Annotated in this window: 24 protein-coding genes; 16 read left to right on the top strand and 8 right to left on the bottom strand. The window is 72.7% G+C overall.

Features of this window, described 5'->3' with window-relative positions; all coding sequences use genetic code 11:
- The first annotated feature begins 104 nt into the window (after positions 1-104).
- Positions 105-611 carry a MarR family winged helix-turn-helix transcriptional regulator gene (locus ACIBQZ_RS05000; protein ID WP_396087134.1) on the top strand — a complete coding sequence of 169 codons (507 nt, stop codon included), beginning with the start codon at positions 105-107 and terminating at the stop codon, positions 609-611.
- Here the strand turns inward: ACIBQZ_RS05000 and ACIBQZ_RS04995 are convergent.
- Positions 598-1,389 carry a GntR family transcriptional regulator gene (locus ACIBQZ_RS04995; RefSeq protein WP_396087133.1) on the bottom strand — a complete coding sequence of 264 codons (792 nt, stop codon included), beginning with the start codon at positions 1,387-1,389 and terminating at the stop codon, positions 598-600. The genes ACIBQZ_RS05000 and ACIBQZ_RS04995 overlap by 14 nt on opposite strands.
- A gap of 116 nt (positions 1,390-1,505) precedes the next feature.
- On the opposite strand from ACIBQZ_RS04995, the gene ACIBQZ_RS04990 reads away from it, so the two are divergent.
- Both ACIBQZ_RS04990 and ACIBQZ_RS04985 read left to right on the top strand, forming a co-directional pair.
- A complete protein-coding gene (locus ACIBQZ_RS04990) occupies positions 1,506-2,309 on the top strand; it encodes a class I SAM-dependent methyltransferase (RefSeq protein WP_396087132.1) in 804 nt (267 codons plus the stop codon).
- Between the two features lie 9 nt (positions 2,310-2,318).
- Positions 2,319-2,666 (top strand): hypothetical protein, encoded by a 348-nt coding sequence (locus ACIBQZ_RS04985; protein WP_396087131.1) that lies wholly within the window; start codon positions 2,319-2,321, stop codon positions 2,664-2,666.
- Here ACIBQZ_RS04985 and ACIBQZ_RS04980 read toward each other — a convergent pair.
- On the bottom strand, positions 2,663-3,754 hold the full coding sequence (locus ACIBQZ_RS04980) for a TetR/AcrR family transcriptional regulator C-terminal domain-containing protein (protein ID WP_396087130.1): 1,092 nt from the start codon (positions 3,752-3,754) through the stop codon (positions 2,663-2,665). The two genes, ACIBQZ_RS04985 and ACIBQZ_RS04980, sit on opposite strands and share 4 nt — an antisense overlap.
- Before the next feature lie 136 nt (positions 3,755-3,890).
- Here ACIBQZ_RS04980 and ACIBQZ_RS04975 point away from each other — a divergent pair, with 136 nt between their 5' ends.
- Both ACIBQZ_RS04975 and ACIBQZ_RS04970 read left to right on the top strand, forming a co-directional pair.
- Positions 3,891-4,646 carry an ABC transporter ATP-binding protein gene (locus ACIBQZ_RS04975; protein ID WP_396087129.1) on the top strand — a complete coding sequence of 252 codons (756 nt, stop codon included), beginning with the start codon at positions 3,891-3,893 and terminating at the stop codon, positions 4,644-4,646.
- A complete protein-coding gene (locus ACIBQZ_RS04970) occupies positions 4,643-5,959 on the top strand; it encodes an FtsX-like permease family protein (RefSeq protein ID WP_396087128.1) in 1,317 nt (438 codons plus the stop codon). Before ACIBQZ_RS04975 ends, ACIBQZ_RS04970 begins: the two co-directional genes overlap by 4 nt.
- Positions 5,960-6,005: 46 nt before the next feature.
- Here the strand turns inward: ACIBQZ_RS04970 and ACIBQZ_RS04965 are convergent, their stop codons facing one another.
- Positions 6,006-6,875: a PAC2 family protein gene (locus ACIBQZ_RS04965; protein WP_396087127.1), complete on the bottom strand. Its 870-nt coding sequence runs from the start codon at positions 6,873-6,875 to the stop codon at positions 6,006-6,008.
- 167 nt (positions 6,876-7,042) lie between these two features.
- Between ACIBQZ_RS04965 and metH the strand changes: the two genes are divergently transcribed.
- A complete protein-coding gene (gene metH / locus ACIBQZ_RS04960; protein ID WP_396087126.1) occupies positions 7,043-10,567 on the top strand; it encodes a methionine synthase in 3,525 nt (1,174 codons plus the stop codon).
- A 49-nt stretch (positions 10,568-10,616) separates the two neighbouring features.
- Here the strand turns inward: metH and ACIBQZ_RS04955 are convergent, their stop codons facing one another.
- Both ACIBQZ_RS04955 and ACIBQZ_RS04950 read right to left on the bottom strand, forming a co-directional pair.
- On the bottom strand, positions 10,617-10,865 hold the full coding sequence (locus tag ACIBQZ_RS04955; RefSeq protein ID WP_396087125.1) for a hypothetical protein: 249 nt from the start codon (positions 10,863-10,865) through the stop codon (positions 10,617-10,619).
- A 140-nt stretch (positions 10,866-11,005) separates the two neighbouring features.
- A complete protein-coding gene (locus ACIBQZ_RS04950; protein WP_396087124.1) occupies positions 11,006-12,082 on the bottom strand; it encodes a hypothetical protein in 1,077 nt (358 codons plus the stop codon).
- A gap of 105 nt (positions 12,083-12,187) precedes the next feature.
- Between ACIBQZ_RS04950 and ACIBQZ_RS04945 the strand changes: the two genes are divergently transcribed.
- Both ACIBQZ_RS04945 and ACIBQZ_RS04940 read left to right on the top strand, forming a co-directional pair.
- Complete coding sequence (locus ACIBQZ_RS04945; protein ID WP_396087123.1) at positions 12,188-12,490, top strand: GNAT family N-acetyltransferase; 303 nt, start codon at positions 12,188-12,190, stop codon at positions 12,488-12,490.
- 81 nt (positions 12,491-12,571) lie between these two features.
- The gene (locus tag ACIBQZ_RS04940) at positions 12,572-12,889 is read left to right on the top strand and encodes a hypothetical protein (RefSeq protein ID WP_396087122.1); all 318 of its coding nucleotides are present in this window, start codon (positions 12,572-12,574) and stop codon (positions 12,887-12,889) included.
- A gap of 273 nt (positions 12,890-13,162) precedes the next feature.
- Here ACIBQZ_RS04940 and hpt read toward each other — a convergent pair whose 3' ends face one another.
- On the bottom strand, positions 13,163-13,711 hold the full coding sequence (gene hpt, locus ACIBQZ_RS04935; RefSeq protein WP_396087121.1) for a hypoxanthine phosphoribosyltransferase: 549 nt from the start codon (positions 13,709-13,711) through the stop codon (positions 13,163-13,165).
- Positions 13,712-13,861: 150 nt separating this feature from the next.
- On the opposite strand from hpt, the gene ACIBQZ_RS04930 reads away from it, so the two are divergent.
- The 6 genes from ACIBQZ_RS04930 to ACIBQZ_RS04905 all read left to right on the top strand — a co-directional run bounded on the left by ACIBQZ_RS04930 (position 13,862) and on the right by ACIBQZ_RS04905 (position 17,948).
- Positions 13,862-14,641: a hypothetical protein gene (locus tag ACIBQZ_RS04930; protein WP_396087120.1), complete on the top strand. Its 780-nt coding sequence runs from the start codon at positions 13,862-13,864 to the stop codon at positions 14,639-14,641.
- Between the two features lie 136 nt (positions 14,642-14,777).
- Positions 14,778-15,770, top strand: a complete 993-nt coding sequence (locus ACIBQZ_RS04925; protein ID WP_396087119.1) for a CDP-alcohol phosphatidyltransferase family protein — start codon at positions 14,778-14,780, stop codon at positions 15,768-15,770.
- Between the two features lie 75 nt (positions 15,771-15,845).
- Positions 15,846-16,559, top strand: coding sequence for a spermidine synthase (locus ACIBQZ_RS04920; RefSeq protein WP_396087118.1), 714 nt, complete (start codon positions 15,846-15,848; stop codon positions 16,557-16,559).
- Positions 16,560-16,577: 18 nt separating this feature from the next.
- Positions 16,578-17,123, top strand: coding sequence for a hypothetical protein (locus ACIBQZ_RS04915; protein WP_396087117.1), 546 nt, complete (start codon positions 16,578-16,580; stop codon positions 17,121-17,123).
- Between the two features lie 25 nt (positions 17,124-17,148).
- Positions 17,149-17,508: an ArsR/SmtB family transcription factor gene (locus tag ACIBQZ_RS04910; RefSeq protein WP_396087116.1), complete on the top strand. Its 360-nt coding sequence runs from the start codon at positions 17,149-17,151 to the stop codon at positions 17,506-17,508.
- The gene (locus ACIBQZ_RS04905; RefSeq protein WP_396087115.1) at positions 17,505-17,948 is read left to right on the top strand and encodes an SRPBCC domain-containing protein; all 444 of its coding nucleotides are present in this window, start codon (positions 17,505-17,507) and stop codon (positions 17,946-17,948) included. Before ACIBQZ_RS04910 ends, ACIBQZ_RS04905 begins: the two co-directional genes overlap by 4 nt.
- Here the strand turns inward: ACIBQZ_RS04905 and ACIBQZ_RS04900 are convergent.
- Together ACIBQZ_RS04900 and ACIBQZ_RS04895 are read right to left on the bottom strand one after the other, a co-directional pair.
- The gene (locus ACIBQZ_RS04900; RefSeq protein ID WP_396087114.1) at positions 17,945-18,703 is read right to left on the bottom strand and encodes a YqjF family protein; all 759 of its coding nucleotides are present in this window, start codon (positions 18,701-18,703) and stop codon (positions 17,945-17,947) included. The genes ACIBQZ_RS04905 and ACIBQZ_RS04900 overlap by 4 nt on opposite strands.
- A 14-nt stretch (positions 18,704-18,717) precedes the next feature.
- Positions 18,718-19,692: an aldo/keto reductase gene (locus ACIBQZ_RS04895; protein ID WP_396087113.1), complete on the bottom strand. Its 975-nt coding sequence runs from the start codon at positions 19,690-19,692 to the stop codon at positions 18,718-18,720.
- A 159-nt stretch (positions 19,693-19,851) separates the two neighbouring features.
- Here ACIBQZ_RS04895 and ACIBQZ_RS04890 point away from each other — a divergent pair, with 159 nt between their 5' ends.
- Together ACIBQZ_RS04890 and ACIBQZ_RS04885 are read left to right on the top strand one after the other, a co-directional pair.
- A complete protein-coding gene (locus ACIBQZ_RS04890) occupies positions 19,852-20,592 on the top strand; it encodes a neutral zinc metallopeptidase (RefSeq protein ID WP_396087112.1) in 741 nt (246 codons plus the stop codon).
- A gap of 103 nt (positions 20,593-20,695) precedes the next feature.
- Entirely contained in the window at positions 20,696-21,343 is a 648-nt protein-coding gene (locus tag ACIBQZ_RS04885) for an HAD family hydrolase (RefSeq protein ID WP_396087111.1), read from the top strand.
- Positions 21,344-21,355: the final 12 nt, after the last annotated feature.

Genomic DNA, 21,355 nt, shown 5'->3' with positions numbered 1-21,355 from the left:
ACAGCTATTTTGCTGTCCAGGACAGGTAATCCCCGGCGGGCCCGGTTTATTGCGCCCGCGCGTGGTGATCAGAGCCACAAGCCGCGCGGACTACGCTGCACCGCATGGACGAACGGTCGACCGGGCCGGGCGCCGCCGCCGGCGGGCCGATCAGCCACACCATCTTCCGGCTGGCCCGGATCCACTCGCTGCTGGCCGGCCGGCTGCTCCGCGAGGTGGGCCTGCACCCCAGCCAGGAACTGCTGCTGATGGTGCTCTGGGACCACGGCCCGCAGCGGCAGACCGATCTCGGCGCCGAGCTGGGCACCGACTCGGCCGGCACCACCCGGATCGTGCAGCGGCTGGAGGAGGCCGGCTACGTGTCCCGCCGCCCCGACCCGGCCGACCGGCGGGCCACCCTGGTCGGCACGACCGCCGCGGGGGAGGCGCTGCGCGAGCACGTCGAGCGGATCTGGGCCCACCTCGAGGAGCTCACCGTCGGTGACATGACCCCGGCCGAGCGGCACGCGGCGCTGGAGAGCCTGCTCCGGCTCGAGCAGAACGTGCTGGCCACCGACCCCTGCGCGGGTCTCCGGCCCGGGATCGGCAGGCGGGGCGTCACGCCAGCGTGAGGCCGGGGTCCGGATCCGGCTCGGGGACCGGCGCCGGGATGCGGTACTCCTCGGTCAGCGTGGTCATCGGGCCCGGCCAGGTCGCCTGGGCCACCTCGATCGGCTTGCGGGTCTCGTCGAACGCCACGTGCAGCAGGTGCAGCACCGGGGTGTCCGGGCGGATCTGCAGGATCTCCGCCTCCTCGCGGCTGGGCTGCCGCGCGCTGATCGTGTCGGTCGCCGACGCGTACCGCCGCCCGATCGCCTCCTCGGCCTCCTGGTAGAGCGGCCGGCCGAACGCCTCGGCCCGCTCCAGCGAGGTGCCGGTCGCGTCGGTCACCCGGAACCAGGACGCGCCCACCTCCACCGTGGCGTCGTCGGCGCGCACCAGGTGCCGGCGGACCAGCATCTCGGTGCCGTCCCGCACCCCGAAGGCGTCGGCCACCTCGGGCGGCGCGGCCTCCCGCCCGACGCCGGCCAGTTGCTGGCGGTAGCGGGCCGCCAGGTCCGCGTGGTAGCCGCGGTGGGCGCCGTAGCGGCCGCGGGAGAGCCGGTTGAGCCGGCGCCGGGTGCCCCGCACGTACGTGCCGGAGCCCGGCTTGGTGATCAGGATGCCCTCGACCCGGAGCTGGTCGACGGTGCGCTGCACGGTCTGCTTGGCGACGCCGAACATCTCGGCCATCGCGGGGATCGAGGGGAGCCGCTCGCCCGGGTTCCAGTCACCGCGGCGGATGCGTTCGCGCAGCTGGGCGGCGATCTGCCGGTGCGGGAACTCGGCGGCGCCGGGATTGATCGGCATGGCGGAACCTCCAGACCCTAGGTTCCTAGGATGACCTACGCGGGGTGCGCCGGACCGCAGCGACACGCCCGTAACTCGGTCGACGGCGCAGGCCCGCGGCATCGACCATGGTGCGCATGCTGAGCCCCGAGATCCTCGAGTACTACGAGCGCGGCGGTGAGCACCTGCGGCTCACCGCCGGCACCGGCCGCCTGGAGTTCCTGCGCACCTGGGACGTGCTGACCCGGGTGCTGCCGCCGGCGCCGGCCCAGGTCGTCGACGTGGGCGGCGCCACCGGCGGCTACGCCCGTCCGCTGGCCGAGGCGGGTTACGACGTACGGGTGATCGACCCGGTCCCGGACCACGTGGCCGCCGCCGGCGCACTGCCCGGGGTGACCGCCGTGCTGGGTGACGCGCGGCAGTTGCCCGAGCCGGACGCGAGCGCCGACGCCGTGCTGCTGCTCGGCCCGCTCTACCACCTGCCGGAACGCGCCGACCGGATCGCCGCCTGGCGGGAGGCCGCGCGGGTGGTCCGCCCGGGCGGGGTGGTGGCCGGCGCGGTGATCAGCCGGTTCGCGTCGCTGTTCGACGGGGTGGTGAAGGCCTACTTCACCGAGCCGGAGTTCGTGTCGATCGTGGACCGGGCGCTGGGCGACGGCGTGCACCGCAACGCCGGGGCGCAGTCGCGGTGGTTCACCAGCGCGTACTTCCACCGCCCGGAGGAACCGGCCGCCGAGGCGGCCGAGGCGGGTCTCGCCGGCGCACGCACGGTCGGGGTCGAGGGGCCGGTGTGGATGACCGGCCCGCGGCTGACGGAGTTCCTCGCCGACGAGCGGCTGACCGCCGTCATGCTGGCCATGCTGCGCCGGGTCGAGGACGAGCCGAGCCTGCTGGGCGCCAGCAGCCACCTGCTGACCATCGCCCGCCGCCCCGCCCCCTAAGCTGTCCGCGTGGAAGCATTGCGGTTGATCCTGCGGTACGCGCACCTGATCGGTTTCGCCCTGCTGCTCGGCGGGGCGATCGCCCAGTTCGTCACGGCCAAGCTGCGGATCAACCCGGCGATGCTGTGGGGTTCGATCATCCAGGTGCTGACCGGGCTGGCGCTGGCGGCCCCGCTGCGCGGCGGCGGTGACGACGAGCCCGACCCGGTCAAGCTGGCGGTGAAGGGGATCATCGCGATCCTGATCTTCATCATGGTCTTCGTGGCGCGCAAGCGGACCGCGGTCAACCGGGGCCACTTCCTGGCGATCGTCGGGCTGACCCTGGTGAACGCCGCGGTCGCGACCTTCTGGCGCTAACGCTCCAGCAGGGGCGCGAGCCCGTCGAGCAGCCGCTGCAGGCCGAAGTCCAGCAGCCGGTCCACGTCGAACTCGAGACTCTCGTCGGTCACGGCGCGGGCCAGCAGCGGGTAGTGGCCGCTGTTCAGGATCTCACCGAGCCGGCCCTGCTGGGTGTCCAGCCACTCGTGGTCGGTCAGCCCGGTCTCCTGCTCGGCCTGCGCCTCGTCCTCGAGGTTGACGGCGGTGCCGCGGATGTAGTTCGCCACCGTGGCCGCGGCGAGGAACAGCACGTCCGGGGCGAGCCCGTGCCCGTCGAGCGCGCGCATGGTCCACTCCGTGTGGGCCATCGCGCGCGGGGCCAGCAGCGGCCGGGTGAAGTTGATCGCCTGGGAGAGCCAGGGGTGGCGCCGGTACATCGCCCACTGCAACCGCGCCAGCGCCTCGACGCAGGCCCGCCAGCCGGCGCTCTCCGGGGACAGCTCGGGCGGGGGATTGCGGGCGAAGACGGACTCCATCATGAACAGCAGGAGCTCCTCGCGGCCGGTGACGTGCCGGTAGAGCGACATCGTCGGCATCCCCAGCTCCCCGGCGAGCCGCCGCATCGAAAGCCCGGCCAGCCCCTCGGCGTCGGCAATGGCAACGGCCGCCCGCACCACCCGGTCCCGGTCCCGGTCCGGCGCATCCTCCCCGGCCCCGCTCCGCCCGGCCCGTCCCGGCCCGGCCTGCTTCCGCCGGGCGGGAGCTGACCCGCCCTGATCGGTCCCGCCCTGATCGGGTCCGGCTTGAGCCGGCGCTGCCCGGTCTGGCGCTGCCCGGTCCGGCGCTGCCCGGTCTGGCGCTGCCCGGTCCGGCGCCGCGCGGTCCGGCGCGGCCGGTGCCGGTGTCGGCCGGGGCTGGTCGGTCACGACCGTGCCGACGCCAGGCACGGCCCGGACCAGCCCTTGCTCACGCAGGGCGGCGATGACCTTGGTCGCGGTCGCCATCGCGATCCCGTGCTCGGCGGTGAGCCGGCGGGTGGACGCGATCCGGTCGCCCGGCGCGAGCTCGCCCGCGGCGATCCGGGCCGCGATCCCCTCGGCGATCCTGCGGTACGGCGGCAGCACCATGACCCTCCCGTGCACTAGTGCGCACCACCCTAGTGCGCCCATCGACGGCGAGCAAGAACAGGGGTGCTAGCACCACTTGAAGCCCCGTGCAGAGCGTTCGTACAGTGTACCGAGACGCCCACGAGAAAGGCTCGCCATGACCGACGCCGTCCGTCTCGAGACGCTGTACAAGACCTATGACGACACCGGCGCCGCCGTCACCGCGCTCGACGGCGTGACCGCGTCATTCGCCGCCGGCAGCTTCACCGCCGTGATGGGCCCGTCCGGCTCCGGCAAGAGCACCCTGCTGCAGTGCGCCGCCGGCCTGGACCGGCCCACCGCCGGCCGGGTCTTCCTGGACGGCGTCGAGCTGCACCCGGGCAAGGACACCGCGATGACCAAGTTCCGCCGCACCCGGGTCGGCTTCGTCTTCCAGGACTACAACCTGCTGCCGGCGCTGACCGTCGAGCAGAACGTGCTGCTGCCGGCGCGGCTGGCCGGCCGCCGGGCCGACCGGGCGCGCTGCCGGGCGGTGCTGGACCGCCTCGGCCTGACGGAGCGGAGTGCCGACCTGCCCGAGCGGCTCTCCGGGGGTCAGCGGCAGCGGGTGGCGATCGCCCGTGCCCTGGTGACGGAACCGGCGGTGATCTTCGCGGACGAGCCGACCGGCGCCCTGGACCTGCGCAGCGCCCGGGAGGTGCTGACGCTGCTGCGGGCCACGGTGCGCGAGCACGGCCGTACCGTGGTCATGGTCACCCACGACCCGGTCGCGGCCGCGTACGCGGACTCGGTGCTCTTCCTGGCCGACGGCCGGCTGGCCGGCGCGCTCAGCGCGCCCACCGCCGAGGCCGTCGCCGCCCGGCTCACCCACCTCGGTGACCTGGTCGGCACCCGGGCCGGGGCCCTCGCATGATCGCCGTCGCGCTGCGCGGGCTGCGGCACCGCCCGGGCAGCTTCGTCGCCACGTTCCTGTCGGCCTTCCTCGGCGCGACGCTGCTGATGACCTTCGCCGCGATGCTCGACACCGCGGCGGGCGCGGATCCGGTCAGCGCCGAGTCGCTGTCCACCACGGCCGCGGTGGCCGGCGGCTGGTGCCTGGTCATCGTGGTGTTCGCGGTGACCTCGACGCTGAGCCTCGCGGTGCGCCGGCGGGCCGAGCAGACGGCCCTGCTGCGCCGGCTCGGCGCGACCGGCCCGCAGCTGCGCCGCATGATCGTCGGCGAGGCCGCCGCGGTGGCCCTGCTCGCCGCGGCGGTCGCGGTGCCGGTGGCGCTGGTCCTGGGCCGGGTGCTGCTCTCGCTCATGCGCGACACCGGCCAGGTCGCGGCGGGCGTCGGATACGCGTTCGGCCCGGTCGCGCTCGCGACGGGCTTCGGCGTCACGCTGGCCGGCTCGGTCGTCGCGGCGGTGGCCACCGCCCGGCGTACCGCCGGACCAGCCGGCGCCCGAGCCGCCCGCCCCCGGGCCCGCCGTGTCGCCGCAGTGCTGTTCCTGTTGGCCGGCGCGACCTGCGGCACGCTCACCGCGACCATGATGGACGGCAAGGGCATCGACGCGATGCAGACCGCTGGCCAGGCGGGCATCTGGGCCTCGATCGGCCTGGCGCTGCTCGCGCCCGAGCTGCTGCGGCTGGTCACGGCGGTGCTGGGCGGCCCGGTCCGGTGGGCCGGCGGCGCGGCGGGGGAGCTCGCGGTCCTGGGGGTACGGCAGCGCACCCGGCAGCTGGCCGCCGCGGTCATGCCGGTGGCGCTGTTCACCGGCATCGCCACGGGCACGGTGTACATGCAGGGCATCGAGGACGACGCGGCGGCCGGCACGATCCAGCCGGCCTACGCCCGGGACATCCAGACGCTGAACTACGTCGTGGTCGGCATGATCACCGTGTTCGTCGCGATCATGCTGGTGAACACGCTGATCGCGGCCACCGCCCACCGGCGGCGCGAGTTCGCCCAGCAGCGGCTGGCGGGCTCGACCCGCGGCCAGCTCTACGCGATGGTGGCGCTGGAGGGCGTGCTGGTGACAGCCACCGGGGTGCTGGCGGGCTCGGCGGCGTCGCTGGTCACGATCCTGCCGTTCGGCGCGGCCCGGGCGGACCGCTGGTGGCCGGACGCCGGCCCGGCGGCGTACGCGCTGATCGTGGCGGTCGCGGTGGGGCTGACGGCGTTCGCGCTGGTCGGGACGGCCCGCCGTACCGTGCGGGGCCCGGCCGTCGCGGCCCTGCGGTGATGCCCGGCGCCGTCCCCCACCGGTCGCCGATGGGGGACGGGCGTAGCTACCAGGAGCCGGCGGTCGGGCCGGCCGAGCCGCCGCGGCGGCGCAGGTACTTCTCGAACTCGGTGGCGATCTCGTCGCCGGTCAGCGGCTTGATGCCCTCGTCGCCGACCCGTTCCTCCAGCTCACGGACGTAGTCGCCGAGCTCGGTGTCCTGCTCGGCGGCGGCACGGACGCGCTTCTCCCACTCGTCGGCCTCCTCGGCCAGGTCGGCCAGCGGCACCGGCAGGTCGAGCACGTCCTCCAGCCGGCTCAGCAGCGCGAGCGTCGCCTTCGGGCAGGGCGGGTTGTTGGCGTAGTGCGGCACGTGCACCCAGAACGACAGGCCGTCCACGTCGGCGCGGTCGGCCGCCTCCTGGAGCACGCCGACGATGCCGGTCGGGCCGTCGTAGCGGGTCGGGACGACCTTGTACTTCTCGGCGACCTCCTGCTCCGTCGCGGACCCGCTGATCGGCAGCGGCCGGGTGTACGGCACGTCCGCGAGCAGCGCCCCCAGCAGCACGATCCGGTTGACCTCGAGGCTGTGGCAGACCTCCAGGATCTGCTCGCAGAAGGTGCGCCAGCGCATGCTCGGCTCGATGCCCCGGATCAGCACCACGTCGCGGTCGATGCCGGGCGGGCTGGCCACGCTGAACCGGGTGGTGGGCCACTCGATCTTGCGGGTCTCGCCCTCGGCCATGGTGATCGTCGGCCTGCTGACCTGGAAGTCGTAGAACTCCTCCGGGTCGATGGTGGTGATCTCACGGGCCTGCCAGACCTGCTCGAGGTGCTCCACCGCGGCCGTCGACGCGTCGGCCGCGTCGTTCCACCCTTCGAAGGCGGCTATCGCCACGGGGGAGCGCAGCAGGGGTAGACCGTCGAACTCTGTCACGGTGCCAACCTTTCGTACCTCACGTACGCAAAGCCTACGTGTACGCGCTTGATCCCACTCAGTGGCCGCGCCGACCCCCGGCACAACGTGGAGAGCCCCGTCACAGTGTGTCCACCTGTCGGACACCGTTCTTCGGCATCGAGGGGTGCAACGACTAGCCTTGCCAGGTGCCGAACTCCTTCCTTGCCGCGCTGACCGAACGCATCCTCGTCGCCGACGGAGCGATGGGCACGATGCTGCAGGCCGCCGACCTCGACGTGGACGCCGACTTCCAGGGTCTCGAGGGCTGCAACGAGATCCTCAACGTGACCCGGCCCGACGTGGTCCGCGGTGTGCACGAGGCCTATCTGGCGGCCGGCGCCGACTGCGTCGAGACCAACACCTTCGGTGCCAACCTCGGCAACCTCGGCGACTACGACATCCAGCACCGGATCCGCGAGCTGTCGCAGGCCGGTGCCGCGGTCGCCCGCGAGGCGGCCGACGGCTTCTCGACCCCCGAGCAACCCCGGTACGTGCTGGGCTCGATCGGCCCCGGCACCAAGCTGCCCACGCTGGGCCACACGCACTACACCACGCTGCGGGACGCCTACCACGAGAACGCGGCCGGCCTGATCCTCGGCGGCGCGGACGCGCTGATCATCGAGACGTGTCAGGACCTGCTGCAGACCAAGGCGGCGGTGGTCGGCTCGCACCGGGCCATGGCGGAGGTCGGCCGGACCGTGCCGATCATCTGTCACGTGACCGTGGAGACCACCGGCACGATGCTGCTGGGCAGCGAGATCGGCGCGGCGCTGACCGCGCTGGAGCCGCTCGGCATCGACCTGATCGGGCTGAACTGCGCCACCGGCCCGGCCGAGATGACCGAGCACCTGCGGTATCTGTCGCAGTCGTCGAAGGTGCCGGTCTCGGTCATGCCGAACGCGGGCCTGCCGGTGCTGGCGGCCGGCGGCGCCTACTACCCGCTGACCCCGGAGGAGCTGGCCGAGGCGCTGGAGCGCTTCGTCCGCGAGTACGGCGTCTCGCTGGTCGGCGGCTGCTGCGGCACCACCCCGGCGCACATCGAGGCGGTCGTCAACCGGGTCCGCGGGTTGCGGGCCGCCCCCCGTACGGTCGAGCACGCGCCCGCCGCGGCCTCGATCTACCACGAGGTGCCGTTCCGGCAGGACGCCGGCGTGCTCATGGTCGGCGAGCGCACCAACGCCAACGGCTCGAAGGCGTTCCGCGAGCCGATGCTGGCCGGCGACTGGCAGGCCTGCGTGGAGATCGCCCGCAGCCAGGCCCGGGACGGCTCGCACCTGCTCGACCTCTGCGTCGACTACGTGGGCCGCGACGGCACCCAGGACATGCGCGAGCTGGCCGGCCGCTTCGCCACCGCGTCCACCCTGCCGATCATGCTCGACTCCACGGAGCCGCAGGTGATCGAGGCGGGCCTGGAGATGCTCGGTGGCCGCTGCGTGGTCAACTCGGTCAACTACGAGGACGGCGACGGCCCCGGCTCCCGCTATGCCCGGATGATGCCGATCGTCAAGGAGCACGGCGCGGCCGTGGTCGCGCTGACCATCGACGAGGAGGGCCAGGCCCGCGACGCCGCCTGGAAGGTCCGGGTGGCCGCCCGGCTCATCGACGACCTGACCGGCACCTGGGGCATGAACCTCTCGGACATCCTGGTCGACTGCCTGACCTTCCCGATCGCCACCGGCCAGGAGGAGACCCGCCGCGACGGCCTGGAGACGATCGAGGCGATCCGGCGGATCAGCGAGCTGTACCCGGGGGTCAACTTCACCCTGGGCGTCTCGAACATCTCGTTCGGCCTGAACCCGGCGGCCCGCCAGGTGCTCAACTCGGTCTTCCTGCACGAGTGCGTGCAGGCCGGGATGACCAGCGCGATCGTGCACGCCAGCAAGATCCTGCCGATGCCGAAGATCCAGGACGAGCAGCGCGAGGTCGCGCTCGACATGATCTACGACCGGCGCCGCGAGGGCTATGACCCGCTGCAGAAGTTCCTGCAGCTGTTCGAGGGCGTCGACGTCACCTCGGCCCGCGAGACCCGGGCCCAGGAGCTGGCCGGGCTGCCGCTGGAGGAGCGCCTCAAGCGCCGGATCATCGACGGCGAGCGCAACGGCCTGGACGAGGACCTGCTGGAGGCCCTGCAGACCAAGCCGGCCCTGGCGATCGTCAACGACATCCTGCTGGACGGCATGAAGACGGTCGGCGAGCTGTTCGGCTCCGGCCAGATGCAGCTGCCGTTCGTGCTCCAGTCGGCCGAGGTGATGAAGGCGGCGGTGGCCTTCCTCGAGCCGCACATGGAGAAGAACGAGGACGAGGAGGGCAAGGGCCGGATCGTGCTCGCCACGGTCAAGGGCGACGTGCACGACATCGGCAAGAACCTGGTCGACATCATCCTGAGCAACAACGGCTACGAGGTCGTCAACATCGGCATCAAGCAGCCGATCAACGCGATCATCGAGGCGGCCGAGCAGCACCAGGCGGACGCCATCGGCATGTCCGGGCTGCTGGTCAAGAGCACGGTCGTGATGAAGGAGAACCTGCAGGAGATGGCGACCCGCGGGGTCGCGGCGAAGTACCCGGTCATGCTGGGCGGCGCGGCGCTGACCCGCGCGTACGTCGAGGACGACCTGCGCTCGCAGTACGCGGGCGAGGTGCACTACGCCCGCGACGCGTTCGAGGGCCTGTCCCTGATGGACAAGGTGATGACGGCCAAGCGCGGCGGCGCCCCGGTGATCGACCCCGACCGCGAGGCGGCGCTGGCAGCCCGCCGGGCCCGCCGCGAGAAGCAACGCGCGATGGTCTCGGACAACCTGCCACCCCTGGACGACGCCTCGGTCCGCTCCGACGTGTCCACCGACGCCGACGTGCCCCGCCCGCCGTTCTTCGGCACCCGCGTCATCAAGGGCATCCCGCTGAAGGACTACGCGTCGCTGCTCGACGAGCGCGCGACCTTCCTGGGCCAGTGGGGCCTGAAGGCGGCCCGCGGCGGCAGCGGCCCGTCGTACGAGGAACTGGTGGAGACCGAAGGCCGCCCCCGCCTGCGCTACTGGCTGGACCGCCTGGCCGCGGACCAGATCCTGGAGGCGGCGGTCGTGTACGGCTACTTCCCGGCGTACTCCGAGGGCAACACCCTGGTGGTGCTGGACGAGAACGGCGCCGCGGAACGCGCCCGCTTCACGTTCCCCCGCCAGCGCCAGGAACGCCGCCTGTGCCTGGCCGACTTCTTCAAGCCCCGCGACGCGGCCGGCGACCTCGACGTGGTCGGCCTGCAACTGGTGACGGTGGGCCAGCCGATCAGCGAATACACGGCGAAGATGTTCGCCCGCAACGAATACCGCGACTACCTGGAGGTCCACGGCCTGTCGGTCCAGCTGACGGAGGCCCTGGCGGAATACTGGCACCGCCGGGTCCGCTCGGAACTGGTCCTGCCGACCGGCGCCGCGGTGGGCGCAACAGACCCGGCCGACCTGGCGGGCATCCTGAAGAACGACTACCGGGGCTGCCGGTATGCGTTCGGCTACCCGGCCTGCCCAGACCTGGAAGACCGCGCAAAAATGGTCGACCTGCTGGACGCGGGCCGCATCGGCGTGACCCTGTCAGAGGAATTCCAACTCGAACCGGAGCAGTCGACGGACGCGATCATCGTCCACCACCCGGACGCGAACTACTTCAACGCCAAGTAGCCGGTAGGCCCCATACGCATCACGGGTACTGGCCCGGGGAATCGCGTAGCTACCGGGTCCACGCGATGAAGCGGCCGTAGGCCTCTGCCACCGGCATTCCCGGCATGTCGCCGGCCGCTTCCTCCAGCGAGGTCCAGAGGTACATCGCCAACCGGACCGGGCTCAGCTCGGCCCTCAGCGCTTCGCGAGCCGGATCGCAGGCCGCGTTGCGGGCGGTCCGTCTGTCGCTGCGTCTCAGCCAGGACGAGCTGGCCGACCGGATGCGCCAGGCCGGCGCGCCCAGCACCACCAAGCGCACCCAGCGCTACGAGAGCGGCGAGATCGCCAACCCGCGGCCTGCCAGCGCCCGTGCACTGGAGGTCGTCACCCGGCTGCGCCGGCCTCGCATGAGGCACCAGCATGAGCCGTTCGAGCGCGGCGGGCATCCGGGCCGGAGTCTCATGACGACAGCTGCGGGAACGCGGTGCGCACCTCCGCGAACGCCTGCCGATACCCCTGCTGCCCGTACACATAAGCGAGGCACACCAGCACCTCCAGCACCGCCGCCAGGCTGTCGTCCAGCGCGGAATGGAACACCGCACTGGCCGCCCAGTCCTGCGGCGACTGCTCGTACTCCCCGTCCGGTGGCACCGGCACGCTTGTGCGGGGCACGGCCAGCTGGTTCAGCGTCGACCACACGTACCCGGAATCGTCGAACGGCGCCGGGACCCGCCTCCCGTGCCGGAGCGCCGCGACGGCCGGCGCGAAGGCCGGCACGTCGAGCAGGCCCGCCTGGTCCAGGCAGCGCAGCGTCACCCAGGCGGCCACCTCCCGGTGCGTGCCGTCGCCCGTCCCGGCCAGGGCGAACTCCAGGTTGATGTCCAGCTCCGAGACGGCGCTCAGATAGAGGCCCTCGGCGGCGCGGAGGCGCTCGTTCGGGATCCGGTCACCCCACCGTTCGCGGGCCTCGGCCTCCGCCTCGGCCGCCTCGCGGCGCTGCCCCGCTGCCTGCTCCTGCTCGGTGGGCGGGCGCCGGGCCCGGTGCCAGTACGCGGCCTGCGGACTGGTCTGCTTGACGATGCGGTCCGGGGCGGGCGGACCGGGCCAGAACTGCAACAGGTACGCGTCCGGCGTGTCCTCGGAGTGGTCCGCCTCGTCGATGCCGCGGACGCTGTAGCGGACGCGGTAGTCGTCGCGGGGCAGCGCCAGCCGATGCGGGGTGTCGTCGTCGAGCCCGAGCAGGTGCACCTTCTTGCGGGTGGGGGTGAAGGACGCCTCGACGATCTCCTCCCAGGTGTCGTCGACGGGTGGTTCGGCGGTGAGCAGTTCGACCCGGAACGGCACCCAGCCGGTGTGCGTGCCGACGGTCAGGTGCAGGACGCCGGGGACGGCGGCGCCGCAGAGGCCGTTCGCCTGGTCGCGCCACGCGTCTTCGATGTCGTAGTCGTTCTCGTACGGGTCGTTGCCGCTGAAGACCGTCGCCGACGCGTACGAGACGAACACCCGGGGCTCGTCGAGCAACACCGTCACGTCCACCGGAACCACCCACCGGCTCGGGGCCCGTCACCGACCCGTACAAGATCACTGTGCCATCCACCCGCCCGCTGCTGTGCCGTATCCGGGCCGTGCTTGGATGGTTCGGTGAACTTCACGGTGACGGACGCGCCCGAGCGTGAGCGTTTCGAGGCGCGGGACTCCTCCGGCGTGCTCGCCGGCGTGCTCACCTACCAGCTGACGGGCAGCATCGTCGCCTACACGCACACCAAGGTCGACCCCGGCTTCGAGGGCGAAGGGGCCGGTTCCGCCCTGGCCCGCGCCGCGATGGACGACGCCCGGGCGAAGAGCCGCACCGTCGTGCCCATCTGCCCGTTCCTGAGCGGCTGGCTGGACGAGCACCCGGAGTACGAGAACCTCGTGGCCCGCTCCACCCGGAAGATCAAGTAGCTGGCGCGGTGGTGGTTCACTGCTGCCGTGGAACAGCGAGCAGATAGCAGGGTCCGAGGCGTCCCGAGGCTGTGGCGGTGGGTGCTGCTGCATGCGGCCCTGGTCGTGGCGCTGCTCGCCGGGTTCTATCTCGGCCTGTGGGGCCTCGGCCGGGCGCCGTTCCTGGGTACGTTCGTCGACCTCTGCCACCTCGCCCTCACGACGCTGGGCCTGCCGTGGTCGCTGCTGGTCTCCGAGGCGCTGGGCCACGTCGACAAGGGGAACGAGGCCCTCGGCGGGCTCCGTGAGCTGGTCCTGTTCCTCACGGCGTTCCTGAACATCGCGGTGCACGCCGCGCTGCTGCTGCTCGGCCGGGAGCATCCCGCGCTCGCCCGCCCCGAGCCCGGCCGCAACGCGTAGGGAATTTTGTCGTACCCGGCTGGCAGCCTGAATCCATGAGTCGGTTGTGGAGTCTGATCGGCGCGCCGTCGAGCGCGGGGCATTGCCCGGGCGGCACGCCCAGCCGCTCGGCCGCCGAGGCGCTGGTCCGCCGGCCAGCTCTCGTACTGCCGACTCGGCGGTCTTCTCGTGCCGCGAGGGCTGCAATCGGAGATCAGCCCCAGCCGCGGGCCGCGCCGGCGCAGCGTGGCCGGCATCGGCAGGACGCCCGGGCGGGGGTGCGGACCGTGGCCCTCATCGCACGGCGTGCGGGGCGAGCAGCGCGGCGCAGCGCAGGTTGCGGTAGTGCCCGCGGTAGTCCAGCCCGTACCCGACGATCAGGCCGGCCGGCACGTCGAAGCCGGTGTAGGTCGGCACCCCGAGCTCGGGGGTGTCCGGCTTGCGCATCAGCGCGGCCACCGCGATCGACGCCGGGCGGCGCTGCCGCAGGTTCGCGATCAGCCAGGACATGGTCAGGCCGGTCTGGATCACCGTCTCCGCGATGATCACATCGCGGTCCGCGATGTCCAGATCAAGATCCTTGAGCAGGCGTACGGAGCCCGAGGCGCGCTTGCTCGTGGTGTACGACCGGATCGCCATCCAGTCGATCTCCACCTGCTGGTCCAGGGCGCGGGCCAGGTCGACGGTGAACGTGGCCGCCCCGCCCAGCACGCCCACCAGCACGATGTCGCGGCCGGCGTAGTCCTTGCCGATCTCGGTGGCCAGCTCCCGCACCCGGGTGTGGATCCGGTCCTCGGTGAGCACGACGGACTCGAGATCCCCCGCGACGTGGTCGGCGTCCAACCGTCATCCCCCTGACACAGCCCCGCGCCCCCGCGAGGTCACGCCGGAATCCTGACATGCCCGCGCGCCCCCGCCAACCGGCGTCCAGCCTGCGGGGGAGGGGCGCGGAATCGCCGCCCGGACCGCTCGGCAGGCGGCAGACTGCAGCTCATGGGCCGGCTCCGCTTCGCTCCGGTGGCGACCGGCTACGTCGCCGTCGTGGCGCTGCTCACAGTTGCGAGCCGGCTGCCCGCGTACCGGTCGGATCTGCTGTCCTTCGTGGCGCTGGCCGCGACCTTGCCGACCGGCCTGGCCTATCCGCTGCTCGCGCTCGTGCCGCGGCACCTCGGCTGGTACGCCCTGCCCGCGCTCGCCCTGCTCAACGCCCTCGTGCTGCGCCGGCTGCGGCGGCTGCTGCCCCGCGATCCGGTCGCCCGTGGGGTGGAGGACCGGCTGCACCGCGCGCTGGTGGCGATCGGGGTGAAGGTCACGCCGATGGCGCGGGCCGGCCCGCGGCGGACCCGCGGCCTGCTGCTGCGCGACGTGCCGATCGTCTACCCGCAGCTGGTCGGCGTCGTCGGCGACCGCTGGCGGGAGGCGGGCCTGCGGGTGCGGCGGCAGGAGGAGCCGCTCGCGCTGCGGGGGTACGACGCGCAGGGTTACGAGTTCTCGCTGGAGCCGGGACCGGGCGTGTTCGGCGACGCCGTGCTGACCGTGACGGCGCCGGCGTCGCGGCACCGGGCGTTCGCGGCCGGGCTGGCCGCCGGGGGGCTGCCGGGCATGGCCGCCGGGCTCACCGCGACCTACCCGGCGCTGCTGGTCACCGGCTGCGCCGCGCTGGTCGGCGGGCTGGCGTGCCTGGCCGCGCCGCACACCCGGTCGTTCGGCCGGGGGATGCTCCTGGGCGGGTTGCCGGCGCTCCTGATTCTCTGGCTGTATGGCACAGCGTGACGGATTGTGCCCGGTCAGGCGTTATCAAGCGTCGTTTGTCCAGTTTCCTGGGTGGCTCTCGCCACCGTCAGTCGGACTCCTGTAATGTCCGCGCGTCCCACTATTCATGTATTCATCACCACGGTGGAGTTGTGGCATGGCACAACGGTTCACGCTGGACGAGATCCGGACCCGCACCTACAAGGATCGCGACGCGTGGTGGACCGTGTGGCTCGTCGATCCGCTGGCGTCGCGGCTGGTCTGGCTCGTCGCCCCGGTCAAGTGGGTCACGCCGAACCTGCTGACCATGGGCGCGTTCCTGCTCGGCTTCGTGGCGGCGTACTGCTTCGCCCAGGGTGACTACCCCTGGCTGCTGGCCGGCGCGCTCGTCTTCCACATCAGCTTCGTGCTCGACTGCATGGACGGCAAGATCGCCCGGCTCAAGGGTACGGGCTCGGTCTTCGGCGCCTGGCTCGACTACGTCTTCGACCGGCTGCGCGTGGTCACCTGCGCCGTCGCCCTGATGCTCGGCCAGTACGCCAAGACGGACAACTTCGTCTACGTGTGGCTGGCCGGCGTGGTCATCTTCCTCGACATGTTCCGCTACCTGAACGCCCTGCAGATGGGCAAGGTCAAGAACGACATGCGGCGCCGCCTGGAGGCCGCCCGCGGCGAGGACTCCGGCCGCCCGATGTTCGTCGAGGAGACCGGCGCCGCGCACCCGGTCGGCGCCGGCGCGGCCGCGGCGACCGCGGTCGACGGCAACGGCGAGGAGCGGCCCGTCGTCGACGTGTACGGCGAGTTCCGCGCCAAGCTCGGCCCGCTGGTCAAGGTCCGCAACGCGCTGGCCCGTCAGCGCATCCGGGCGCACGTGTTCAGCGGCATCGAGTTCCAGATGTTCGTCTTCATCCTGGGCCCGGTGACGAACCAGATCATGGTCTTCACCATCCTGTCCGCGGTGGGGATGCTCGCGTTCGAGCTGCTGCTGATCTACAAGCTGTACAGCGCGACCAAGGTGTACACCCGCGAGCTCGCCAAGATCGGCGCCTCCGAGGCCGAGGCCGAGGCCGCCGCGGTGGCGACCGGGCTCGAGCAGCCCGGCGCCGACGAGGACGACGACGAGCTCGCACCGCAGCGCCTCACCGTCTGAACCGGGGGCGCGTCGCATCGGATGGCCGGTCAGCATGGCATGCTGACCGGCCATGAACGTATCCGTGGTGAGCCCGTGAGCGCCCGCTTCGAGGAGCTCGCCTGGCGGGCGACCCCGATCGGCGAGATCAGCCTGCGCCGCCGCCGCGACCCGCGGCTCGACGTCGACGTGTACGAAGTCAAGATCAACGACGAGTACCTGATGTCGAGCCTGTTCACCGTGGCCGAGATCGAGCTGGCCCGGCTCGGGCTGGCGGCGCTGCCGGCGGACGCCCGCCCGGAGGTCGTGGTCGGCGGGCTCGGCCTCGGCTACACCGCCCGGGCCGTCCTCGAGGACACCCGGGTGGCGTCGCTGCTGGTCGTCGACGCGGTCGCCGAGGTCATCTCCTGGCACGAGCGCGGCCTGCTGCCCGAGGCCGCGACCCTGGTCAGCGACCCGCGCTGCCGGCTGGTCGAGGGCGACTTCTTCGCCATGGCGGCGGGGCCGGACGGCTTCGACCCGGCCGCGCCCGGCCGGCGCTTCGACGCGATCCTGCTCGACGTCGACCACAGCCCGCGGCACGTGCTGGCCCCGGCGAACGCGGCGCTCTACACCGTTGCCGGGATGCGCAGGCTCACCGCGCACCTCAAGCCGGGCGGGGTCTTCGCGCTCTGGTCCGACGATCCGCCGGACGCCGACTTCGAGGCCGTGCTCGCGGAGGTCTTCACCACCTCGGCGGCGCGGGTGGTGTCGTTCCCGAACCCGCTGACCAGCGGAGAGTCGGCCAACACCGTATATGTAGCTACATAGCCGGGCATACTGGCGTTCGTGGACGATCACCCGCTTGAGCCCGGCGAGGACGCCACGACGTTCTTCCAGCCGCGCGCGGAGGTCTTCGTGACCATGCTCTGGGTGTGCGCGGCGGTGTGGCTGCTGTGCCGCGGCCTGTCCGTGCTCATCCAGGTGCTGCTCGGTGACCCGTTCACGGTCGGTGACCTGGTGGCGGTCGCGGAGAGCCTGCTGATCGTGCCGGTGGTGACGGCGAGTGTGGTGCTGCTGATCGCCTGGCGGCGGCTCGGCTGGATGAAGAGCTCGGTCCACGGCCTGGAGTTCGCGGCGACCGGGCGCCGGGGCGTGCACCTGCGCTGGTCCTCGATCGCCTCGGTCGGGCTGCGGCGCTGGGGGCCGTTCACCGAGCTGGTGGTCACGCCCACCGACATGGCGGCGGTGACCGAACTGCCCGGGCCCGGCCGGCGTCCCCGGGTGCTGCGCCGCGAGTCCGGCTCGGCGTTTGTCATCGACGTCGGCATGATGTCGCCCGGCCCCGAGACATTGCTGGCCGAGCTGCACCGGCGCATCCCGTCCCGGGTCTGACCCCGCCGCACCCTTGACGCCCGCCGTGGGTGGTGTGGCCGACGTGCGGCCCTGCCTGTCCAGCTCGGTCAGGGCCGCGGCCCTGGCCGATCCGACCCGCCGGGCCATCCTCGCCCGGCCGGCCGAGGGCGACGCCACCGTCTCGGAGCTCGCCGAGCCGTTCTCGATCAGCCTGCCGGCGATCTCCCGGCACCTGAAGGTGCTGGAGCAGGCCGGCCTGCTCACCCGCAGCCGGTCGGCCCAGTGGCGTTCCAGCAGCCTGCAGGCCGAGCCGCTGCGCGAGGCGACCGCCTGGATGGAGCGCTACCGGCGGTTCTGGGACGACAACTTCACACGCCTCGACGCGCACCTGCGACGCATCCAGGAACAGGAGAGAAAGCCATGAGCGACGAACTGGTCATCACCCGGATCTTCGACGCGCCCCGGGCGCTGGTCTACCGCGCGTTCACCGACCCCGACCAGCTCGCCGCCTGGTTCGGCCCGGTCGGCTGGTCGGTGCCGCGCGACAGCGTCGAGGTCGAGGCCAAGGCCGGCGGCCACCAGCGCTTCACCATGGTCAACGACGCGGACCCCACGCAGACCTCGCCGGTCGACGCGACCTTCACCGAGGTCATCGAGAACGAGCTGCTGGTCGGCGAGGAGGACACCTCGGCGCTGCCCGAGTTCGGCGGCGCGGTCATGCGGATGCGGCTGGAGTTCCACGACGAGCCGGGCGGCAAGACCCGGCTGGTGGTGACCCAGGGGCCGTACCGGCCCGAGATCGTCGACATGGCGCGGGAGGGCTGGTCCAGCTCGTTCGGCAAGCTCGACGCGCTGCTCGGCTAGGCCGGGCCCGGTGCGCCGGCCGGTTGCAGCGAGTCCGGCGCACCGAAGGTCACCGGTACGCCGGGGGAGTACAGCACGCTCACCGGCGGCCCGGCCGGGGCCGGCAGCCCCGCGGCGGTGACCAGCTCGTCGTCCAGCTCCAGCAGCTCCGCGCGGCGCAGCGGCCAGCGCGGGTGCTCGTTGGGCAGGTGCAGGCTGCGGCCCCAGGCGCGGGTGTGCAGGCCCCAGCGGGCGGTCACGAAGTGCTCCACCGGGGACGGCTCGTCGACCGGCGCGCCGATGCGTACCGTCATCGTGCTGGCCGCCCCGCGCGGCCCGGGCCAGCGCCGCCTGCTGGTGTAGCGCAGCACGTCACCGTCGCGCTCCAGGCGCATCCGCGCCCACTTGTACGGCAGCCGCAGCAACGCCTGCGCGGTCAGCACCGGCAGCAGCCGCTCGGCCTCCAGCGACCGGAAGACGACGGCCCGCCGGCCCCGGCCGTCCACGCTGTAGAGCCGCACGTTCGTCTCGCAGAACGTGCCCAGGTACGGGATGCCCGGCCCGCGCAGCGCGCCCAGCTTGACCATCCGGAAGCCGATCAGCCCCACGTAGGTGACCCCGTCGAGGGTGTCCGGCACGGTGCCGGCCGGCAGGAACGGCGCGACCGTCTCCGGTGCCACGGCCCAGTGCAGGAACGCCAGGTCGTGCCAGCTCTGCACCAGCAACGACCGGCGCACCGGCCGGACGGTCTCCGGGGTGACGTCCTCGATCCGCACGTCCCGACCCCCGCTCAGCGGTCGATCGAGGACATGTCCGCATACCGCTCGCCGGCCGCCGGCCCGACCGCGCTGAGCCGGGCCAGCTGCGCGTCGGTGAGCGTCAGCGCGTCCGCGGCCACGTTCTCCTCCAGCCGGGTCACCCGCTTGGTGCCCGGGATCGGCGCGAGGTCGTCGCCCTGCGCCAGCACCCAGGCCAGCGCCACCTGGGCCGGCGTGGCGCCGGCCGCCGCGGCCACCGCCTCGACCTCGGCCACGATGCGCAGGTTGCGGTCGAGGTTGCCGCCCGCGAAGCGCGGGTTGTCGCGGCGGAAGTCGGTCGCGTCGAGCTCCTCGACCGAGCGGATCGCGCCGGTCAGGAAACCCCGCCCCAGCGGAGAGTAAGGCACGAAGCCGATGCCCAGCGCGCGCAGCGTCGGCAGCACCTCGGCCTCGGCGTCGCGGGTCCACAGTGAATACTCCGACTGCACCGCCGTGACCGGGTGCACGGCGTGCGCCCGGCGGATCGTCTCCGCCCCCGCCTCGGACAGCCCCACGTGCCGGATCTTGCCGGCCTGCACCAGATCGGCGAGCGCGCCGACGGTGTCCTCGATCGGCACCTTCGGGTCGACCCGGTGCAGGTAGTACAGGTCGATGTGGTCGACGCCGAGCCGCTTGAGCGATCCCTCGACGGCGGCCCGCGCGTTGTCCGGGTGCCCGTCCAGCGTGCGGCCGCCGTCGCCGCCGCGGTGCGAGAGCAGCCCGAACTTCGAAGCGATCACCACGTCGTCGCGGCGCCCGGCCAGCGCCCGGCCGACGAGCTCCTCGTTGGTGTAGGGCCCGTAGATCTCCGCGGTGTCGAACAGGGTCACGCCCAGCTCGACGGCGCGGTGGATGGTCCGCACCGACTCGGCGTCGTCGGCATTCGCGCCCGAGTAGAACGCCGACATGCCCATGCAGCCCAGCCCCAGGCGCGACACGTCCAGCCCGGCCAGCGATACCTGCCTCATGAGGTGCCCTCTCCGTCGGTCCCTTCGCAAGTTACGCCGGGCCGCGGCGACACGCTCGGACTCCGGCAGTGTCCAGTGCCACACTCACTGATCCCGCCGGCGCGCACCGTCCGTATCGTTGGTGTACCCCCGGTCACGCCTGCCCCTCGGAGGACCCGCATGCCGGTGCCGCGCCGTACCCGTCTTGTCGCCCTGGCCCCCGTGGTGGCCGCGCTGATCGCCCTGGGCTGCGTCTCCGCGCCCGGGGGCGAGGCCGGGTCGGGCGGTGAGCAGCGGCCGGCGCCCACCGCGACCCGCACCACGGCCGCCGGCGAGGACCTGGAGGGCACGGACACCCCGCAGGAGTTCATGGAGGACGTCGGTGACGCCGAACGGGTCGCCGAGGCGTACTGGAAGGCGCAGTTCAAGAAGTCCGGGCTGGAGTTCCAGCCGATCTCCCGGCTGATCGCCTACGAGCAGGAGGGCGAGGTGGACTGCGGCGGGCAGGGGCTGGGGCTCAACAACGCCGCCTACTGCTCGGCGGGCGACTTCATCGCGTACGACGTCAACTGGGCGTTCGCCGCGTTCCGGCAGATCGGCGACGCGTTCATCTTCTATCTGCTGGGCCACGAGTACGCGCACGCGATCCAGCTCCGGCTGCGGATCCAGAAGGAGTTCACCATCGAGCAGGAGCTGCAGGCCGACTGCATGGCGGGGGCGTACATCGGCGACACCGAGCGGCAGGGCTCCCTCAAGCTCGACGACGGTGACCTGGAGGAGCTCGCGGCGGGGCTGGAGGCGGTCGGCGACGAACCGGGCCAGCCCTGGTTTGCCGAGGGCGCGCACGGCTCGGCCAAGCAGCGGACCCGGGCCTTCGACAACGGCTACCAGCGCTCGCTGGAGCCCTGCGGCGTGTCGTAGCGGTCACACCGGCGCACATGACGGCGGGCGGCCGGGGACAATGGGCTGCTGACACGTCCGCTCGGCCCGGGAGGCCACCCTGACACGCACACAACCGGCCGCGGTGCTCTTCGACATGGACGGCACGCTCGTCGACAGCGAGAAGGTCTGGGACATCGCGCTGCACGAGCTGGCGGCCCACGCCGGCGGCAAGCTGTCCGAGGCGGCCCGGCTGGCGATGATCGGCAGCAGCATGGCCAGCTCGATGCGGATCCTGCGCGAGGACCTGGCCCAGCCGGACCGCGACGAGGCCGCCGACGTGGCGTGGCTGGAACACCGGGTCGAGGAGCTGTTCGGCAACGGCCTGGTCTGGCGGCCGGGCGCGCTGGAGCTGCTGGCCGCGGTGCGCGCGGCGGGCCTACCGACGGCGCTGGTCACCTCGACCGGGCGCCGGCTGGTCGAGGTAGCCCTGGACACGCTGGGCCGGGAGAACTTCGACGTGGTGGTCTGCGGCGACGAGGTGTCGGCGCCGAAACCGGACCCGGCGCCGTACCGGCGGGCGGCGGACCTGCTCGGCGTGCGGATCGAGGAGTGCGTGGCGATCGAGGACTCGCCGACCGGGATGGCCAGCGCGGTGGCCTCGGGCGCGGCGGTGCTGGCGGTGCCGGCCGAGCTGGAGCTGCCCGCGACGGACGGCGTGCACCTGCGCGACACCCTGGAAGGCGTCGACCCGACCTTCCTGGCGACACTGTTCGCCCGCGTCGTCACCTGATCCCCGGATCGG

Source organism: Actinoplanes sp. NPDC049599 (assembly GCF_044465625.1).
Lineage (GTDB): Bacteria > Actinomycetota > Actinomycetes > Mycobacteriales > Micromonosporaceae > Actinoplanes.
Note: the sequence above shows the minus strand (reverse complement) of the source record. Positions and strands in the feature narration are given on the sequence as shown.

Bases quoted from the DNA above. Each gene is read 5' to 3' on its own strand.
- ACIBQZ_RS04990 (WP_396087132.1), top strand. From the start codon at position 1,506: ATGCTGAGCCCCGAGATCCTCGAGTACTACGAGCGCGGCGGTGAGCAC.
- ACIBQZ_RS04890 (WP_396087112.1), top strand. From the start codon at position 19,852: ATGCCGGTGCCGCGCCGTACCCGTCTTGTCGCCCTGGCCCCCGTGGTG.
- ACIBQZ_RS04895 (WP_396087113.1), bottom strand. From the start codon at position 19,692: ATGAGGCAGGTATCGCTGGCCGGGCTGGACGTGTCGCGCCTGGGGCTG.
- ACIBQZ_RS04980 (WP_396087130.1), bottom strand. From the start codon at position 3,754: ATGGTGCTGCCGCCGTACCGCAGGATCGCCGAGGGGATCGCGGCCCGG.
- ACIBQZ_RS05000 (WP_396087134.1), top strand. From the start codon at position 105: ATGGACGAACGGTCGACCGGGCCGGGCGCCGCCGCCGGCGGGCCGATC.
- ACIBQZ_RS04905 (WP_396087115.1), top strand. From the start codon at position 17,505: ATGAGCGACGAACTGGTCATCACCCGGATCTTCGACGCGCCCCGGGCG.
- ACIBQZ_RS04995 (WP_396087133.1), bottom strand. From the start codon at position 1,389: ATGCCGATCAATCCCGGCGCCGCCGAGTTCCCGCACCGGCAGATCGCC.
- ACIBQZ_RS04930 (WP_396087120.1), top strand. From the start codon at position 13,862: ATGGGCCGGCTCCGCTTCGCTCCGGTGGCGACCGGCTACGTCGCCGTC.
- ACIBQZ_RS04970 (WP_396087128.1), top strand. From the start codon at position 4,643: ATGATCGCCGTCGCGCTGCGCGGGCTGCGGCACCGCCCGGGCAGCTTC.
- ACIBQZ_RS04975 (WP_396087129.1), top strand. From the start codon at position 3,891: ATGACCGACGCCGTCCGTCTCGAGACGCTGTACAAGACCTATGACGAC.
- ACIBQZ_RS04925 (WP_396087119.1), top strand. From the start codon at position 14,778: ATGGCACAACGGTTCACGCTGGACGAGATCCGGACCCGCACCTACAAG.